The organism is Pseudomonas arvensis, from assembly GCF_056688935.1.
Window position 1 is genome coordinate 5,393,583 of record NZ_CP162038.1, and the last position, 15,751, is coordinate 5,409,333.

15 protein-coding genes are annotated in these 15,751 nt (G+C 60.0%); 5 read left to right on the top strand and 10 right to left on the bottom strand.

What is annotated here, in order from left to right:
- Positions 1 to 64: 64 nt before the first annotated feature.
- The 3 genes from yjiA to AB3G88_RS24420 all read right to left on the bottom strand — a co-directional run bounded on the left by yjiA (position 65) and on the right by AB3G88_RS24420 (position 3,441).
- Positions 65 to 1,024: a GTPase gene (gene yjiA / locus AB3G88_RS24410; protein WP_112196797.1), complete on the bottom strand. Its 960-nt coding sequence runs from the start codon at positions 1,022 to 1,024 to the stop codon at positions 65 to 67.
- A 137-nt stretch (positions 1,025 to 1,161) separates the two neighbouring features.
- On the bottom strand, positions 1,162 to 1,359 hold the full coding sequence (locus AB3G88_RS24415) for a YbdD/YjiX family protein (protein ID WP_003176208.1): 198 nt from the start codon (positions 1,357 to 1,359) through the stop codon (positions 1,162 to 1,164).
- Between the two features lie 15 nt (positions 1,360 to 1,374).
- Positions 1,375 to 3,441 (bottom strand): carbon starvation CstA family protein, encoded by a 2,067-nt coding sequence (locus tag AB3G88_RS24420; RefSeq protein ID WP_112196798.1) that lies wholly within the window; start codon positions 3,439 to 3,441, stop codon positions 1,375 to 1,377.
- A 174-nt stretch (positions 3,442 to 3,615) separates the two neighbouring features.
- Between AB3G88_RS24420 and AB3G88_RS24425 the strand changes: the two genes are divergently transcribed.
- Positions 3,616 to 3,984 (top strand): PilZ domain-containing protein, encoded by a 369-nt coding sequence (locus tag AB3G88_RS24425; protein ID WP_480452024.1) that lies wholly within the window; start codon positions 3,616 to 3,618, stop codon positions 3,982 to 3,984.
- 33 nt (positions 3,985 to 4,017) lie between these two features.
- Here AB3G88_RS24425 and radA read toward each other — a convergent pair whose 3' ends face one another.
- Genes radA through katB form a run of 3 tightly spaced genes read right to left on the bottom strand, consistent with a single transcriptional unit; the run spans position 4,018 to position 7,557 of the window.
- Positions 4,018 to 5,385 carry a DNA repair protein RadA gene (radA, locus tag AB3G88_RS24430; protein ID WP_099584746.1) on the bottom strand — a complete coding sequence of 456 codons (1,368 nt, stop codon included), beginning with the start codon at positions 5,383 to 5,385 and terminating at the stop codon, positions 4,018 to 4,020.
- Positions 5,386 to 5,420: 35 nt separating this feature from the next.
- Positions 5,421 to 5,960, bottom strand: a complete 540-nt coding sequence (locus AB3G88_RS24435) for an ankyrin repeat domain-containing protein (RefSeq protein WP_112196800.1) — start codon at positions 5,958 to 5,960, stop codon at positions 5,421 to 5,423.
- Between the two features lie 55 nt (positions 5,961 to 6,015).
- Positions 6,016 to 7,557, bottom strand: coding sequence for a catalase KatB (gene katB / locus AB3G88_RS24440; RefSeq protein ID WP_158877858.1), 1,542 nt, complete (start codon positions 7,555 to 7,557; stop codon positions 6,016 to 6,018).
- 286 nt (positions 7,558 to 7,843) lie between these two features.
- Between katB and mscL the strand changes: the two genes are divergently transcribed.
- The gene (gene mscL, locus AB3G88_RS24445; RefSeq protein WP_099584743.1) at positions 7,844 to 8,263 is read left to right on the top strand and encodes a large-conductance mechanosensitive channel protein MscL; all 420 of its coding nucleotides are present in this window, start codon (positions 7,844 to 7,846) and stop codon (positions 8,261 to 8,263) included.
- A 45-nt stretch (positions 8,264 to 8,308) separates the two neighbouring features.
- Here mscL and AB3G88_RS24450 read toward each other — a convergent pair whose 3' ends face one another.
- Positions 8,309 to 9,085: a ferredoxin--NADP reductase gene (locus AB3G88_RS24450; RefSeq protein ID WP_400527352.1), complete on the bottom strand. Its 777-nt coding sequence runs from the start codon at positions 9,083 to 9,085 to the stop codon at positions 8,309 to 8,311.
- A gap of 381 nt (positions 9,086 to 9,466) precedes the next feature.
- Between AB3G88_RS24450 and AB3G88_RS24455 the strand changes: the two genes are divergently transcribed.
- Both AB3G88_RS24455 and AB3G88_RS24460 read left to right on the top strand, forming a co-directional pair.
- Positions 9,467 to 10,177 (top strand): helix-turn-helix transcriptional regulator, encoded by a 711-nt coding sequence (locus tag AB3G88_RS24455; RefSeq protein WP_250925291.1) that lies wholly within the window; start codon positions 9,467 to 9,469, stop codon positions 10,175 to 10,177.
- Positions 10,178 to 10,336: 159 nt separating this feature from the next.
- On the top strand, positions 10,337 to 11,461 hold the full coding sequence (locus tag AB3G88_RS24460; protein ID WP_480452028.1) for a methyltransferase: 1,125 nt from the start codon (positions 10,337 to 10,339) through the stop codon (positions 11,459 to 11,461).
- An 83-nt stretch (positions 11,462 to 11,544) separates the two neighbouring features.
- On the opposite strand, the gene AB3G88_RS24465 is transcribed toward AB3G88_RS24460, so the two are convergent.
- The 3 genes from AB3G88_RS24465 to AB3G88_RS24475 are packed head-to-tail and all read right to left on the bottom strand — an operon-like array spanning position 11,545 to position 14,173.
- Positions 11,545 to 11,712 carry a DUF2474 domain-containing protein gene (locus AB3G88_RS24465; RefSeq protein ID WP_099584739.1) on the bottom strand — a complete coding sequence of 56 codons (168 nt, stop codon included), beginning with the start codon at positions 11,710 to 11,712 and terminating at the stop codon, positions 11,545 to 11,547.
- Between the two features lie 12 nt (positions 11,713 to 11,724).
- The gene (gene cydB / locus AB3G88_RS24470) at positions 11,725 to 12,732 is read right to left on the bottom strand and encodes a cytochrome d ubiquinol oxidase subunit II (protein ID WP_480452030.1); all 1,008 of its coding nucleotides are present in this window, start codon (positions 12,730 to 12,732) and stop codon (positions 11,725 to 11,727) included.
- A 1-nt stretch (position 12,733) separates the two neighbouring features.
- Positions 12,734 to 14,173 (bottom strand): cytochrome ubiquinol oxidase subunit I, encoded by a 1,440-nt coding sequence (locus AB3G88_RS24475; protein ID WP_099584737.1) that lies wholly within the window; start codon positions 14,171 to 14,173, stop codon positions 12,734 to 12,736.
- A gap of 318 nt (positions 14,174 to 14,491) precedes the next feature.
- On the opposite strand from AB3G88_RS24475, the gene AB3G88_RS24480 reads away from it, so the two are divergent.
- Positions 14,492 to 15,739, top strand: coding sequence for an MFS transporter (locus tag AB3G88_RS24480; protein ID WP_112196804.1), 1,248 nt, complete (start codon positions 14,492 to 14,494; stop codon positions 15,737 to 15,739).
- The last annotated feature ends 12 nt before the right edge of the window (positions 15,740 to 15,751 follow it).

Genomic DNA, 15,751 nt, shown 5'->3' on the forward strand with positions numbered 1-15,751 from the left:
CAGTTGCTTGAATAAGAAGCCCGGCTCTTGAGCCGGGCTTTTTTATGCCTGATCTCATTTCAGGTCACAGATGGTAGATCCGAGCAAAACCTTCGCGGATCTTGTCCTCCGGCAGGTCATCGGCAATAAACACAATCACACTTTCCCGCGCCTCGCCTTCGGCCCACTCGGTGTCCCAATCGAAGCCGTAGAGCTTCAGCACGCCCTGAAACACCATGCGCCGGTCTTCCCCGGCGATGTTCAGCACGCCCTTGTAGCGCAGCAGTTGCTTGCCATGGTCTTCCAACAGCTCATTCATAAACTCGCTGAGGCGGTCGATGTCCAGTGGCTGGTCGGTGCGCAGCACCAGGCTGGAGATGCGGTCGATGGACGGCGCCTTGCTCACTGGGCGCAGGCTCATGCCGGCGTTGAGGTTGAAACCGCGCACGTCGAGCAATTGCGCCAGGTCAATCTTGCCGTGTTCCACCACGCGAATCGGCGCTCGGCGGTTGATGCGGGTGAGGCGTTCGCTGAGGGCATCAAAGGTGGCGTCGTCCACCAGATCACGTTTGCTCACCAGCAGGCGGTCGGCAAAACCGATCTGGGCCTGGGCGATGGTCTGGGTCAGGTGATGCTCGGCGTGGGCCGCGTCCACCAAGGTGATGATGCCGTCGAGGATGTAGCGCTCGCGCAGTTCTTCATCAATGAAGAAGGTTTGGGCCACCGGCGCCGGATCAGCCAGGCCGGTGCACTCGATCACCAGGCGGTCGAAGGCGATCTCGCCGCTGTCCAGGCGTTCCAGCAGCAGGTAGAGGGCTTTGGTCAGGTCGGTGTGGATGGTGCAGCACACACAGCCGTTGGACAGGGTCATGACTTGCACCGGCTCTTCGCCCAAAAGCTGGGTGTCGATACCGGCGTCACTGAATTCGTTTTCGATCACGGCAATTTTCAGGCCGTGTTCGGCTTTGAGCAGATGGCGCAGCAAGGTGGTCTTGCCGGCGCCGAGGAAGCCGCTGAGGACGGTCACTGGAATGGGAGAGGACAAAAGAAATTCTCCTTGAAGAAACACTGAAACAAATGTGGGAGGGGGCTCGCCCCCGATAGCAGAGTGTCAGGCACTGATGTGTCACTGATACACCGCTATCGGGAGCAAGCCCCCTCCCACAGGGGAGTTACATTAAATCAACAGCACTTGGGCCCACCCTTGCCACCGTAACGTGCTTCCTGGCGTTCTCGGAAGAACGCCTTGTAGTCCATCATCGGTTTGTCCGGGTGCTTGGTTTGCATATGCTCGACGTAAGTGTCGTAGTCGGGCATGCCGACCATCAGGCGCGCGGCCTGACCGAGGTATTTACCGAGGCGACTGATGTCATTGAACATGGTTGCAATCCTCGATCATGCGTCCGGTACAGCCTGGAACGGGGCTTCTTTATCCGTACGTTCTTTGTTGCCCCAGGCGGCGACACCGACCTTGAGCGCGTAGAACAGGATGCTGAACACCACGAACAGGAACAACACCGTCAGCGTTGCGTTGGTGTAGGCGTTGTAGATCACGTGTTGCATCTGGTCGATGCTCTTGGCCGGGGCCAGGATCTGGCCGTTGGCCAGGGCATCACTGTATTTCTTGGCCAGCGCCAGGAAGCCAATCGCCGGGTTGGCGTCGAACAGCTTGATGAAGCCCGCCGTGGTGGTGCAGATCAGCAGCCAGACAGCCGGCAGCATGGTCACCCAGATGTAGCGTTGGCGTTTCATTTTGATCAGCACGACTGTCGCCAGCATCAGCGCGATACCCGCCAGCATCTGGTTGGAGATACCGAACAGCGGCCACAAGGTGTTGATACCGCCCAGTGGGTCGATCACGCCCTGGTACAACAGGTAACCCCACATCGCCACGCAACCGGCGGTCGCGATCAGGTTGGCGGTCCAGGATTCGGTACGTTTGAGCGCCGGCACGAAGGAGCCGAGCAAATCCTGGAGCATGAAGCGACCGGCACGGGTACCGGCGTCTACCGCCGTCAGGATGAACAGCGCTTCGAACAGGATTGCAAAGTGGTACCAGAACGCCATGGTGTTTTCACCCGGCAACACACTGTGCAGGATCTGCGCGATACCCACCGCGAGCGTCGGTGCACCGCCGGCACGCGCCAGGATGGTGGTTTCACCGATGTCATGGGCCACGGCCGACAGCGCTTCAGGGGTAATTGCAAAACCCCAGCTGCTGACGGTTTGCGCGACGGTCACCACGTCAGTGCCGACGATCGCTGCCGGGCTGTTCATGGCGAAGTACACGCCAGGCTCAATCACCGAAGCCGCAACCATGGCCATGATCGCCACGAACGATTCCATCAACATGCCGCCGTAACCGATGTAACGGGCGTGGCTTTCATTGGCCAACAACTTGGGCGTGGTGCCCGAGGAGATCAGCGCGTGGAAACCCGAAACCGCGCCACAGGCGATGGTGATGAACAGGAACGGGAACAGACCGCCCTTCCACACCGGACCGGTGCCATCGATGAACTGGGTCAGCGCCGGCATTTTCAGGTCTGGCATGGTGACCAGGATGCCGATTGCCAGGGCAATGATGGTGCCGATTTTCAGGAACGTAGACAGGTAGTCGCGCGGCGCCAGGATCAGCCACACCGGCAGGACTGCGGCAACGAAGCCATAGCCGATCAGCATCCAGGTGATCTGGATCCCGGTGAAGGTGAAGGCCTTGGCCCAGACCGGATCAGCAGCAATCTGCCCGCCCAGCCAGATCGAGCCCAGCAGCAACGCCACGCCGATGATCGAGATTTCGCCGATGCGGCCCGGGCGGATGTAGCGCATGTAGATGCCCATGAACATCGCGATCGGGATGGTCGCCATTACGGTGAAGATGCCCCATGGGCTCTCGGCGAGGGCCTTGACCACGATCAGCGCCAGCACCGCAAGGATGATGATCATGATCAGGAAGCAGCCAAACAGCGCGATGGTCCCCGGAATACGGCCCATCTCTTCGCGAACCATGTCCCCCAGGGAACGGCCGTTGCGACGGGTCGACAGGAACAGCACCATGAAGTCCTGCACCGCACCGGCCAGCACCACGCCGGCAATCAGCCAGAGCGTGCCGGGCAGGTAGCCCATTTGCGCAGCCAATACTGGACCGACCAACGGGCCTGCGCCGGCAATGGCCGCAAAGTGGTGACCGAAAAGGATGTGTTTGTTGGTCGGCACATAGTCCAGACCGTCGTTGTTGATCACTGCGGGGGTGGCCCGCCGTGGATCGAGTTGCATCACGTTATTAGCGATGAACAGGCTGTAGTAGCGATAAGCAACCAGGTAGATGGCCACAGCCGCGACCACAATCCACAAGGCGTTGATCGCCTCGCCGCGGCGCAAGGCCACTACGCCAAGGGCGCACGCTCCTACGATTGCCAGCACCAGCCAGGGTAAGTGGCGTAGCAGGCTATTATTATTTTTCATTTTTATATTCCAGCCAGGGTGGACAGAAAGGACAGCCATCCGGAGTTTAGCGCTGTTGGCCTTAAAGGCCACCCCCCTACGTTGGTCTAGAGCCTTGCAGCGACGAAAAAAGCAGAAAAAACCGCCCGATGATGGCGCAGGGCTACAATCCTTTTATCCACAGAGGGTTTCACCATGACCGAGCAAGCGTCTGACCGCCGTCGTTTTCGCCGGATTGCTTTTGATGCCAAGACCGAACTTCGGCAAAACGGCAACGAATGGCCAGTGAAATTGGTGGATTTATCGCTCAAGGGGCTGCTGGTGCAGCGCCCCGAAGACTGGAAAGGGAACAAGGCGCTGCCGTTCGACGTCGACATACGGCTGGACCCAAAAGCCCATATAAAGATGCACGTACGCCTGACCCATGAAGATCATGGTCAGTTGGGATTTGAGTGCAAGGACATCGACCTGAATTCGATCAGCCACTTGCGGCGGCTGATCGAATTGAATCTGGGTGACGAGGAAGAACTCCACCGGGAGTTGGCGGCGCTGCTGGAAACCTGAAAGCACCACAAATCAAATGTGGGGCGGTGCTGGTTATTCGAACAACGCATCCAACGCCTGTTCCAAACGCGTGACCCCAATAATCGTGATCCCCGGCGGCGATTCCTTCGGCGCATTGCCCTTGGGCACGATGGCGCGCTTGAAGCCATGCTTGGCCGCTTCCTTCAAGCGCTCCTGGCCGCTCGGCACCGGGCGCACTTCACCGGACAGGCCGACTTCACCAAACACCAACAGGTCGTGAGGCAATGGCCGGTTGCGCAGGCTGGACATCACCGCCGCCATCAACGCCAGGTCGGATGCAGTCTCCAGAACCTTGACCCCGCCCACTACGTTGAGGAACACGTCCTGGTCGTGGGTCGGAATGCCACCATGGCGGTGCAATACCGCCAGCAACATCGCCAGGCGGTTCTGATCCAGTCCCAGCGTGACCCGGCGCGGGTTGGCCAGATGGCTGTCATCCACCAACGCCTGGACTTCCACCAGCATTGGCCGAGTGCCTTCCCACGTTGCCATCACCACGCTGCCAGGAACTTCTTCCTGGGCGCGCGTCAGAAAAATCGCCGATGGGTTGGAGACTTCTTTCAATCCCCGGTCCGTCATGGCGAACACACCCAGTTCATTCACCGCGCCAAACCGGTTTTTCACCGCTCGCAGCAAGCGCAGGCGGCCATCGGATTCGCCCTCGAAATACAGCACGGTGTCGACCATATGCTCCAACACACGCGGCCCCGCCAGTGCCCCCTCTTTGGTCACGTGGCCGACCAGGAAAATCGCCGTGCCGCTCTGCTTGGCATACCGCACCAGCAGCGCCGCGCTCTCGCGCACCTGGGACACGCCGCCCGGCGCCGATTGCAGTTGCTCGGTGAAAATCGTCTGGATCGAGTCAATCACCATCACCTTGGGCTTTTCGATACGGGCCGTGGCGATGATGCTTTCGATGCAAGTCTCGGTCATGACCCGCAACTGATCCTGGGGCAAACCCAGGCGACGGGCGCGCATGGCAACTTGTTGCTGGGATTCTTCGCCGGTGACGTACAGCGCCGGCATGCGGCTGGCGATGCTGCACAGGGTTTGCAGCAGGATGGTGGATTTGCCGATGCCGGGGTCGCCGCCGATCAGCACCACCGAGCCGTCCACCAGGCCGCCGCCGAGCACCCGGTCCAACTCGCCCGAGGCAGTAGAGAAACGCGGGATTTCTTCGACACTGACTTCGGCCAGGGTCTTGATCTGTGCCTGCTGCCCGGTCCAGCCCGCACGACCAGTGGGCGCAGCAGCACCGCCGCTCTCGATCATGGTTTCAGTCAGGGTGTTCCACGCACCGCATTCGCCGCACTGGCCGGCCCACTTGGGAAAGGTCGCGCCGCACTCGGTGCAGCCGTACATGCGCTTGGCCTTTGCCATTTGAGAACCTCCAACCGAAAAACCGCGATGATAGCTCAGCGCGGCGCCGGGGTCCGGATTTCACCGCTGGCCAATCGCGACGCACTGTTGCCGATCGGGTCTTCGGCGTTGAGGTCCGCGCCTTTGGCTTTCAACTCATCCAGCAACTCGACGCGCTTGAACAGGCCGGCATACATGGCGGCCGTCTGCCCGGCGCCGTTGCGTTGGTCGGGGTTGCAGTCGGTGGCCAGCAGGCGCTGGGCGATTTTCAGCTCGCCCTTGAAGATCGCGCCCATCAGCGCGGTGTTGCCACGTTTGTCCTGCACACAGGCGTCGGCCCCCGCATCGAGCAAGCGCGCCACAAACGGGCCCTGGCCGTGGTAGGCGGCGAGAATCAGCGCGGTGTAACCCTTGTCGTCCTGGGTGTTGAGGCTGTAGCCGGAGTCGATAAAGGTGTTGAGCATATCGAGGTCGCCACGGCGGGCGGCGTCGAAGTAATAATCCTGCAACTGGGCCTTGAGGGCTGCCGGCTCGGGGGATTCGGCATGGGCAACAAAGGCCAGCATGGCCATCAGTAAACCGATAGAAATACGCATGGGATTCTCCTGCCAAGGGTCGACGCCCCAACCAGCGCGTCGACCGTTACCAACGTCAGTCAGTCAGTTTTTCAGCCAGCGCCTTCACGCGGGTCAGGTCACCCTTGGCGACCTTGGCCACGCCCGTGCCGTACGCCGGGTCCGCTTTGTAGAGGAACGACAGGATGATGTGCTTGCTCTCGTCATCGGTAGTGGCCAGGGAGCCGCCGAAGTTGTCGATCAAGTCCTGCTGCTCTTTCTTGGTGTAGGAGCGATACAGATCACCGGCCTGCTTGAAGTTCTGCTCGCGCTGGATCTTCGCCTGTTGGGTGCTGCCCACCAACGCCGACTGGCTATAGCGCGCGGTTTGCGGCTCTTCCCGTGGCATCAGGCGGCTTGGCTGGTAGTTCACGCCGCTGGTGCTCTTGCCGAAGTTCATCGCGCCATCCTGGTTACCGTTGTTGACGGTGACCCGTGGGGCATTGATCGGCAGTTGCAACGCATTGGCGCCCAGGCGGTACATCTGGGTATCGGCGTAGGAGAACACCCGGCCTTGCAGCAGGCGGTCTTCCGACGGTTCGATGCCCGGCACCAGGTTGGCCGGGGCCATGGCCACTTGCTCGGTCTCCTGGAACACGTTCGCCGGATTGCGGTTCAGCACCATTTGCCCGACTTTGCGCTCGGCCACGTTCGGCCAGATTTTGGTGGCGTCCAATGGGTCGAAATCAAACTTGGCCAAGTCTTCGGGCTTGAGCACTTGCACATACAGGTCCCACTTGGGGAAGTCGCCCTTGTTGATATGGGTGACCAAGTCGTTAGTCATATGACTGTAATCACGCCCCTGCACTTCGGTGACTTGCTTGGGATCAAGGTTCTTGATGCCTTGCAGGCTCTTCCAGTGGAACTTGACGTAGTGCACTTCGCCCTTGGCGTTGATCAACTTGTAGGCATGTACGCCATTACCGTCCATTTCCCGGTAACTGGCTGGCGTGCCGGAGTCCGAGTACAACTCGGTCAGCGTGCGCGTGGCCTCTGGAACATGGGAGAAGAAGTCAAAGCGACGGGAGTCGTCATCCAGGTTGGTGCGCGGGTCCGGCTTGAACGCGTGCACCATGTCCGGGAACTTGATGGCGTCACGGATGAAGAACGTGGGGAAGTTATTGCCCACCAGGTCCCAGTTACCGTCAGCGGTGTAGAACTTGGTGGCGAAACCGCGGGGGTCACGCAGGGTTTCCGGGGAGTGGTTGCCGTGAACCACGGCCGAGAAGCGCACAAATACCGGGGTGGCTTCACCCGCGGCGAAGACTTTGGCCTTGGTCAGGTCGCTGAGGTTGTCGGTTACGGTGAAGGTACCGTGGGCACCTGTGCCACGGGCATGCACCACGCGCTCGGGGATGCGTTCACGGTCGAAGCGCTGCAGCTTCTGGATCAGCTGTACATCTTGCAGCAGCACCGGGCCATTGGCGCCAGCGGTTTGCGAGTTCTGGTTGTCACCGACGGCAGCGCCGTTATCGCGGGTCAGGTTGGCGGCCTGCACCGACAGGGAAAGCAGGCTGGCAGTCGCCAGCACCAGCGCGTGTCGCGCCAGCACTGGCCTGCGGCTCATCGAAATTTTCATCAAGGTTTCCTCTGGTTTTTTTATGCACATTCAGTTGTGCTTGCCAGAGGCTAGTGACCCGGGAGTCAGAAGATAAATAGAAAAACCCCACCAGGGCGATTAAGAAATTAATGTGGTAAGCCACTGAAACAGCGAGTATTTCGCGCGCGATTGATGGCACTTTGCAAACTATTTGCGTTTTAATGTGTCGATTAAAACAGACAGTGTTAGCAGTTGTGTCGCGCAAGCCCACTACGACTGACTTACACTCAGTTCCACCCTTCTAATCTGTAACAAGGAATAACCTATGGGCGTGATCAGTGAGTTCAAGGCCTTCGCGGTCAAAGGTAATGTGGTCGACATGGCCGTCGGTATTATCATCGGCGCCGCTTTCGGCAAAATTGTTTCCTCGTTTGTAGGCGATGTGGTGATGCCGCCCATTGGCCTGTTGATCGGTGGTGTGGATTTTGGCGACCTGGCGATCACCCTCAAGGCGGCTCAAGGCGATGTACCCGCCGTCGTCCTGGCCTACGGCAAGTTTATCCAGAGCGTAATCGACTTCGTGATCGTCGCATTTGCGATCTTCATGGGCGTGAAGGCCATCAACCGCCTCAAGCGCGAAGAGGCCGTAGCACCGAGCCTGCCGCCGACGCCAACCAAGGAAGAGCTGTTGCTGGGCGAGATCCGCGATCTGCTCAAGGCACAGAACGACAACAAGCAGCTCTAACCCGGCCGCTTGGAAAAAAGGCGCCTGCTTGAGGCGCCTTTTTTATTACCAGTAGTTTTCCACCGCCACCTGGCCTGGCCGGCGGCTCAGGCTCAGTTGCATGTCGCGCTGCTTGAGCAACTGGCGGGTATCGTCGACCATCTGCGGGTTGCCGCAAATCAGCACGCGCGAATGCTCCGGGCTCAGCTCGACGCCGGCGGCGCGCTCCAGCTCACCGTTTTCAATCGAGGTGGTAATACGCCCACTCAATGCGCCCGGATAATGCTCGCGGGTCACGATGGGAACGTAGGTCAGTTTGTGGGCGTACTCGGCGAGGTACTCGCGCTCACCCAGCTCCTTGATCAGCGACTGATAGGCCAGCTCCTTGGCCTCCCGCGCGCTGTACACCAGTACGATCCGCTCAAATTTCTCCCAGACTTCGAAGTCCTGCAGGATCGACAAAAACGGCGCGACCCCAGTCCCCGTCGCCAACATCCACAGGTCACGGCCATCGACGAACCGGTTCAGGGTCAAGAACCCCGTCGCCTGGCGCTCCACCATCAAGGTATCGCCCACACGCAGGCGGCTCAGCTCACTGGTGAACTCGCCGCCGGGGACGACAATCGAGAAGAAATCGAGGTGCTCGTCAAACGGCGAGGAGACCACCGAATAGGCGCGCCATACCGTGCTGCCATCCGCCTTGGTCACGCCCAGGCGCACGAACTGACCTGCCGTAAAACGGAACCCCGGATCACGGGTGGTGCGCAGCGTAAACAGGCTGGGGGTCAGCGATTGCACATCGAGTAAGGTCTGGCGGGTAAATTTCTCAGCGCTGGCCGTCATGGGGGGCTCCGTTCTACAGGTGCCCTAGTGTCCCTCAAACTCGCGCACGGAAACACCGGTGGTTTGTAGTGGCATCGCCCAGCGACCAAGTAATGGCAATTTAATGGCTATCTAATCAATTAGCTATTAAGCCCTTTGCCCTGGCTGCAAGCACACTCTAAGTTGATTTGGCACACGCGCTTTAACTCACTAAAAAATCGAAAAAAACCAACTAATCAGTTACCCGACTCATTCAAGGCCATGGATGAAAACTTCTTAAACGCCGTCATGCAAGAGCGAAAATTTCCTCTTGCGCTGTAGCTCTTGTCCTACACTTCCTTCCGTGCAGTTTTGGGAATCAGGACGTATCCCATGTCACACGGAATCCATGGAGAGTTACCAATGGTTAACTGGCGCAACACACGACTTGCCAAGCTGCAAGGCGAGAGCGAGGCCACCAGTCTTTTCGAAATGGCCGTCAATCACACCTACGCACTTGGCTTCCAATACTGTTCCTTTACGATGAGTTCACAGCTACCAAACAACCAAACGAAGCCCATCCAAATCAATAACTATCCAGATGAATGGAACAAGCTGTACAACCAGGCCCACTTCTTTGAAATTGATCCCGTGGTGACACATTGCAAACGCTGTGTATTACCGCTTGTCTGGGAGGAAAAAACCTTTAAAGACTCACCCAACTTGTGGTCTCTGGCCCAATCGTTTGGCGTGCATCGGGGCTGGACCCAAGCTGTGCATGATTTCCAGGGCGTGTTCAGCATGCTGACCCTGGGCCGCAGCACCGGTGAAGTCACTCCGGAAGAACTCTACGAAAAAGCCGGCCAGGTCCTGTGGCTGTGCCATGCGATGCATGCAGTCGTGGCGCGGACTTACGCGGACAGGCCCAGCCTCAACCCTGCTAGCAAATTGACTCCGCGCGAAACCGAAATCCTCAAGTGGTCTGCCATGGGCAAGACGGCCGCAGACATTGCCGCCATCCTGTGCCTGTCCGAACGTACGGTGGGCTTTCATATCTGCAGTTGCTTCAAAAAACTGGGGGTCAACAACAAGATCGCCGCCGTGCTCTGTGCCTCGAAAGCGGGGCTGTTTTAACCGACCGTGAAACACCCCATGTAATCCCCGTGGAAAAAACGTAACATTTACGGCCAATTCTGAGTGCTGAGCAGCCCCCAAGGGTGCCGCCCGTTGTTCACTCAGATGGTTGCGCAGATCACTGCCGAACCCCACCGATTACCCAGAGCCTCCCCCGCCATGCCCCTGCTCGACAGCCCCTTCGCCCAGCTCGATCTGATCCGCCAGCCAGAGCAACACAACGATCCGCTGCAAGCCTTTGATGCCGCCGACGAGTACCTGCTCAGCCACCTGGCCGAACAACAGCCGAGCGCCGCGACGCGTGTGCTGGTGCTCAATGACAGCTTCGGTGCCCTGGCCGCCAGCCTGGAAAGCCAGGTGCAGGTGACCTCCAGCGGCGACTCGTTTCTCGCCGCCCAAGGCCTGGAGAAAAACCTGGTGCGCAATGGCAAGGCGTTTGATGCAGTGACTTTTGTACCTGCCAACCAACTGCCGACCGGCCCTTTTGACCGAGTCCTGATCCGCGTGCCCAAGACCCTGGCACTGCTGGAAGAACAACTGATTCGCCTGCAAGGCCAACTCGCTCCGGGCGCCGAGGTCATCGCGGGGGCAATGGTCAAGCACCTGCCCCGTGCGGCCGGCGAGTTGCTGGAGCGTTACATCGGGCCGATGCAGGCCTCCCTCGCGGTCAAGAAGGCGCGACTGCTGATTGCCACTGCGCAAGAACGTCCTGCGGCGGTCTCGCCCTACCCCACCCGCTATCACCTTGAAACACCCGCTATCGAATTGCTCAACCACGCCAACGTGTTCTGCCGTGAAGGCCTGGACATCGGCACCCGCGCCTTCCTGCCGCACCTGCCTAAAGGCTTGGGCAGTGCACGCGTGGCGGACCTGGGCTGCGGCAACGGCGTACTGGCGATTGCCAGCGCGCTGCAAAACCCCGACGCGCAATACACCTTGGTCGACGAGTCGTACATGGCCGTGCAATCGGCCCTTGAGAACTGGCAAGCCGCCCTCGGCGAGCGCAAGGTGGCCGTGCGTGCCGCCGATGGCCTGGCCGGCCAGGAGCCCGATTCCCTGGATGTAGTGCTGTGCAACCCACCGTTCCACCAGCAGCAAGTGGTCGGTGACTTCCTGGCCTGGCGCATGTTCCAGCAAGCGCGGGAAGCGCTGGTGGTGGGCGGCGCGCTGTATATCGTCGGCAACCGTCACCTGGGTTATCACAGCAAATTGGCGCGGCTGTTCCGAGGCGTCGAGCAAGTGGCCGCCACCCCGAAATTCGTCATCCTCAAAGCGCGCAAATAAAAAAAGCCCCGCCCTTCCAGAAGAAGAACAGGGCTTGCCCCTCAAGTCAGCAGGCAGCGGGCCGCAAGGCCCGGATCGGGATGTCAGTGAGTGGTCAGGCCGGCCGCATTCATGAACATGCGCATCAGGCTGGCCACGATGAACAAGGCCAGCACACTGCCCGTCCAGATCATCGCCAGCCACCCCAGGCGCCGCCACAACGGCTGTTTCTCGGCCTGTTCGATCTCGTGCAACGTAGGTTTGCCGGACATGCAACGCCCCTCCTAGTGGTAACCGTCTTCGTGGGTGACCTTGCCGCGGAACACGTAGTAGCTCCAGAAGGTGTAGCCCAGGATGAACGGGATGATGAACAACGTGCCCACCAGCATGAAGCCCTGGCTCTGCGGCGGTGCGGCGGCGTCCCAGATCGACACGGATGGCGGGATGATATTTGGCCACAGGCTGATCCCGAGGCCGCTGTAGCCGAGGAAGATCAGCACCAGCGTCAGCAGGAACGGCGTGTAGTGCGCGTTACGCGCCACGGCGCGGATCAGCCCGTACATGGTCACCAGCACCAGGATCGGCACCGGCAGGAACCAGAACAGGTTTGGCAGGGTGAACCAGCGCGAAGCGATTTCCGGGTGCGACAGCGGCGTCCAGATACTGACGATGCCAATCACCGCCAACACCACAAACGCCAATGGACGCGCCAGGTTGTGCATCTTCTCCTGCAAGGTGCCTTCGGTCTTCATGATCAGCCAGGTGCAGCCCAACAGTGCGTAAGCAACGATCAACGCCGCGCCGCAGAACATCGTGAAGGGCGTGAGCCAGTCCAATGAGCCGCCGGCAAACTGGCGATTGACCACCGGAATCCCGTCGATAAACGCGCCCAGCGCCACGCCCTGGAAGAATGTCGCCGCCAGCGAGCCGCCGATGAATGCCTTGTCCCACAGGTGACGCTTGTGGTCCTTGGCCTTGAAGCGGAACTCGAAGGCCACGCCACGGAAGATCAGCCCGATCAGCATCAGGATCAACGGCAGGTACAGCGCCGACAACACCACCGAATAGGCCAGCGGAAACGCGCCGAACAACGCCGCGCCGCCGAGTACCAGCCAGGTTTCGTTACCGTCCCAGACCGGGGCGACGGTGTTCATCATCACGTCACGGTCGACTTTGCCGGGGATAAACGGAAAGAGGATGCCGATGCCCAGGTCGAAACCGTCCATGACCACGTACATCATGATGCCGAAGATGATGATCACGGCCCAGATCAGCGGAAGATCAATACCCATCTCAATTCCCCTTGTGCTGGATGTGGGCGTGGTCGTCATCGCCACTGTCATCGGCGGCCGACAACGGACGTGCCGGTGTGCGTTTCTGGCCAGGACCGCCATGGGTCGGTTCGCTGCCTTCGTGGGTCTGAGGCCCTTTGCGCACCAGGCGCATCATGTAGCCCAACCCGGCGCCGAACAGCGCGAAGTACACCACCACGAACAACACCAGGGTAATCGTCATCTGCGCCAGGCTATGCCCGGATGAGGCATCCGCCGTGCGCATCAAGCCGTAGACCACCCACGGCTGGCGGCCGATTTCGGTGGTGAACCAACCGGCGAGAATCGCGATCAGGCCGGACGGCCCCATCCACAGCGCCAGGTACAGGAACGGCCTGGACGTGTACATCTTGTCGCCGCGACGCAGCCACAGGCTGAACAGACCGGTGAAGATCATCAGGAAGCCCAGGCCGACCATGACCCGGAACGACCAGAACACGATGGTCGAATTGGGGCGGTCCTCGGGCGGAAACTCCTTGAGGGCCGGCACTTGTTTGTCCAACGAGTGGGTCAGGATCAGGCTGCCCAGGTACGGGATTTCCACCGCGTATTTGGTTTTTTCGGCCTTCATGTCGGGCCAGCCAAACAGGATCAGCGGGGTTGGCTCATTGCCTTTGTTTTCCCAGTGGCCCTCAATCGCGGCAATTTTTGCCGGCTGGTGCTCCAGGGTATTGAGCCCGTGGAAGTCACCAATCACCGCCTGGATAGGCGCGACAATCAGGGCCATCCACATGGCCATCGAGAGCATCTTGCGGATCGCCGGGTTGTCCTTGCCGCGCAGCAAGTGCCAGGCCGCCGAAGAACCGACGAAGAACGCGGTCGCCACAAAGGCTGCGGTGGCCATGTGCATCAGGCGGTAAGGGAACGAGGGGTTGAAGATCACCGCCAGCCAGTCGGTCGGAATCACGCGGCCGTCGATGATTTCAAAACCCTGGGGCGTTTGCATCCAGCTGTTGGACGCGAGGATCCAGAACGTCGAAATCAACGTACCGACGGCCACCATCACGGTGGAGAAGAAGTGCAGCTTGCGCCCCACCTTGTTCCAACCGAACAGCATCACGCCAAGGAAACCGGCTTCGAGGAAGAAGGCCGTAAGCACTTCGTATGTCAGAAGTGGCCCTGTGACAGCACCGGCGAAGTCCGAGAAGCGGCTCCAGTTGGTACCGAACTGATAAGCCATGACCAGGCCCGAGACCACGCCCATGCCGAAGTTGACGGCAAAGATCTTCGACCAGAAATGGTAGAGGTCACGGTAGGTGTCGTTGTGGGTCTTGAGCCACAAGCCCTCCAGCACCGCAAGGTAACTGGCCAGGCCGATGGTGATCGCCGGGAACAGGATGTGGAATGAGATGGTGAACGCAAATTGAATTCGGGCGAGATCTAGCGCCTCCAAACCGAACATAAGTCTTCCTCTGTCAGGTAATACCGGCTGCTGGCGGGAGCCTGCACCCACTGCCCCCACGGATATGGAGTGTGGCGAATTTCAATTCGTTTCTTTTTTTAACCAGCCACGTAGGGATTCTGGCCTTGCGGCCGCCAGATCAATCCCCACGCAGGTTTTGATCTGGATCAAGCATTGCTCAAAGAGTAGTCCCATTTTCTGTGTCCAGTTATGTGGTCTTTTGCCGCGTGACAGCTTGCCTCAGCCCAGATCTTGCAACTATTTGTTACAGCTTGATGATAATCTCGACGCTCCCTCCCGCCTCGACCCGAATTCCCGATGCCTAGTGAACCCGTGTTGCTGTTGCGTCATCACCGCCCTTTCATCGCGTTCTGGCTGGCACGGATTTTCACCGCCAGCGGCTTCCAGATGCTCACCGTGGCCATCGGCTGGAACCTCTACCAACTGACCGGCAACGTGCTGGATCTGGGATTGGTCGGGCTGGTGGAGTTCGTGCCGCGCGTACTGTTCATGCTGCACACCGGGCACGTGGCCGATCGCTATGAGCGGCGCAAGGTCGCGGCGATCTGCCAGACCGTGCAGGCGCTGATTGCCCTGTCCCTCGCCATTGGTGGCCTGACCGGCAACGTGACCCGCGAGATGATTTTTATCCTCGCCTTCCTGCTCGGTGCGGCGCGTTCCTTTGAAATGCCGACCACCCAGGCGCTGCTGCCGAGCATCGTGCCCAGCGCGCTATTCCCCCGTGCGGTGGCGTCTTCACAGTCGGCCCAGCAACTGGCCACCATCGTCGCCCCGGCGCTCGGCGGCTTGCTCTATGCGTTCGGCAGTGTCTGGGTGTATGGGCCCACGGTGGTGCTGTACATCATCGCCTGCGTGCTGACCCTCAACCTGCCCGCCCGCCAGACCCCGCTGAACAAAGGCAAGGCCACCCTGGATTCGCTGCTGGCCGGCATCCGCTTTATCCGCAGCCGCCCGGACATCCTCGGCGCCATCTCCCTGGACCTGTTCGCCGTGCTGCTGGGCGGCGCCACGGCATTGTTGCCGGTGTTCGCCAAGGACATCCTGCTGACCGGCGCATGGGGCCTGGGCCTGTTGCGTTCGGCACCGGCGGTGGGCGCGTTGTTGATGTCGTTGTGGCTGGCGCGTTTTTCGGTGGACCGCAAGGTTGGCCGCGTGATGTTCACCGCCGTCGGCGTGTTCGGCGTCGCCACCATCGCGTTCGGCCTGTCCACCTCGTTCTGGTTTTCCCTGGCGGTGCTGGTGGTGCTGGGCGCGGCGGACATGATCAGCATGGTCATCCGCGCCTCCTTCGTGCAGTTGGAGACGCCGGATGAAATGCGCGGGCGGGTGAGTGCGGTCAACGGGTTGTTTATCGGCGCATCCAATCAATTGGGTGAGTTCGAGTCCGGCATCACGGCGCACTGGTTCGGCACCGTGCCTGCCGTGGTCATGGGCGGGATCGGTACGCTGGTGGTGACTGGGGTGTGGATCAAGCTGTTCCCGACGCTGGCCAATCGGGATCGGATGCATGTGCCGGTGGAAGAAAGCATCAAGCCCGCCACATGATCCGATGTGGCA

Bases quoted from the DNA above. Each gene is read 5' to 3' on its own strand.
- AB3G88_RS24415 (WP_003176208.1), bottom strand. From the start codon at position 1,359: ATGTTCAATGACATCAGTCGCCTCGGTAAATACCTCGGTCAGGCCGCG.
- AB3G88_RS24420 (WP_112196798.1), bottom strand. From the start codon at position 3,441: ATGAAAAATAATAATAGCCTGCTACGCCACTTACCCTGGCTGGTGCTG.
- AB3G88_RS24425 (WP_480452024.1), top strand. From the start codon at position 3,616: ATGACCGAGCAAGCGTCTGACCGCCGTCGTTTTCGCCGGATTGCTTTT.
- radA (WP_099584746.1), bottom strand. From the start codon at position 5,385: ATGGCAAAGGCCAAGCGCATGTACGGCTGCACCGAGTGCGGCGCGACC.
- AB3G88_RS24435 (WP_112196800.1), bottom strand. From the start codon at position 5,960: ATGCGTATTTCTATCGGTTTACTGATGGCCATGCTGGCCTTTGTTGCC.
- katB (WP_158877858.1), bottom strand. From the start codon at position 7,557: ATGAAAATTTCGATGAGCCGCAGGCCAGTGCTGGCGCGACACGCGCTG.
- mscL (WP_099584743.1), top strand. From the start codon at position 7,844: ATGGGCGTGATCAGTGAGTTCAAGGCCTTCGCGGTCAAAGGTAATGTG.
- AB3G88_RS24450 (WP_400527352.1), bottom strand. From the start codon at position 9,085: ATGACGGCCAGCGCTGAGAAATTTACCCGCCAGACCTTACTCGATGTG.
- AB3G88_RS24455 (WP_250925291.1), top strand. From the start codon at position 9,467: ATGGTTAACTGGCGCAACACACGACTTGCCAAGCTGCAAGGCGAGAGC.
- AB3G88_RS24460 (WP_480452028.1), top strand. From the start codon at position 10,337: ATGCCCCTGCTCGACAGCCCCTTCGCCCAGCTCGATCTGATCCGCCAG.
- AB3G88_RS24465 (WP_099584739.1), bottom strand. From the start codon at position 11,712: ATGTCCGGCAAACCTACGTTGCACGAGATCGAACAGGCCGAGAAACAG.
- cydB (WP_480452030.1), bottom strand. From the start codon at position 12,732: ATGGGTATTGATCTTCCGCTGATCTGGGCCGTGATCATCATCTTCGGC.
- AB3G88_RS24475 (WP_099584737.1), bottom strand. From the start codon at position 14,173: ATGTTCGGTTTGGAGGCGCTAGATCTCGCCCGAATTCAATTTGCGTTC.
- AB3G88_RS24480 (WP_112196804.1), top strand. From the start codon at position 14,492: ATGCCTAGTGAACCCGTGTTGCTGTTGCGTCATCACCGCCCTTTCATC.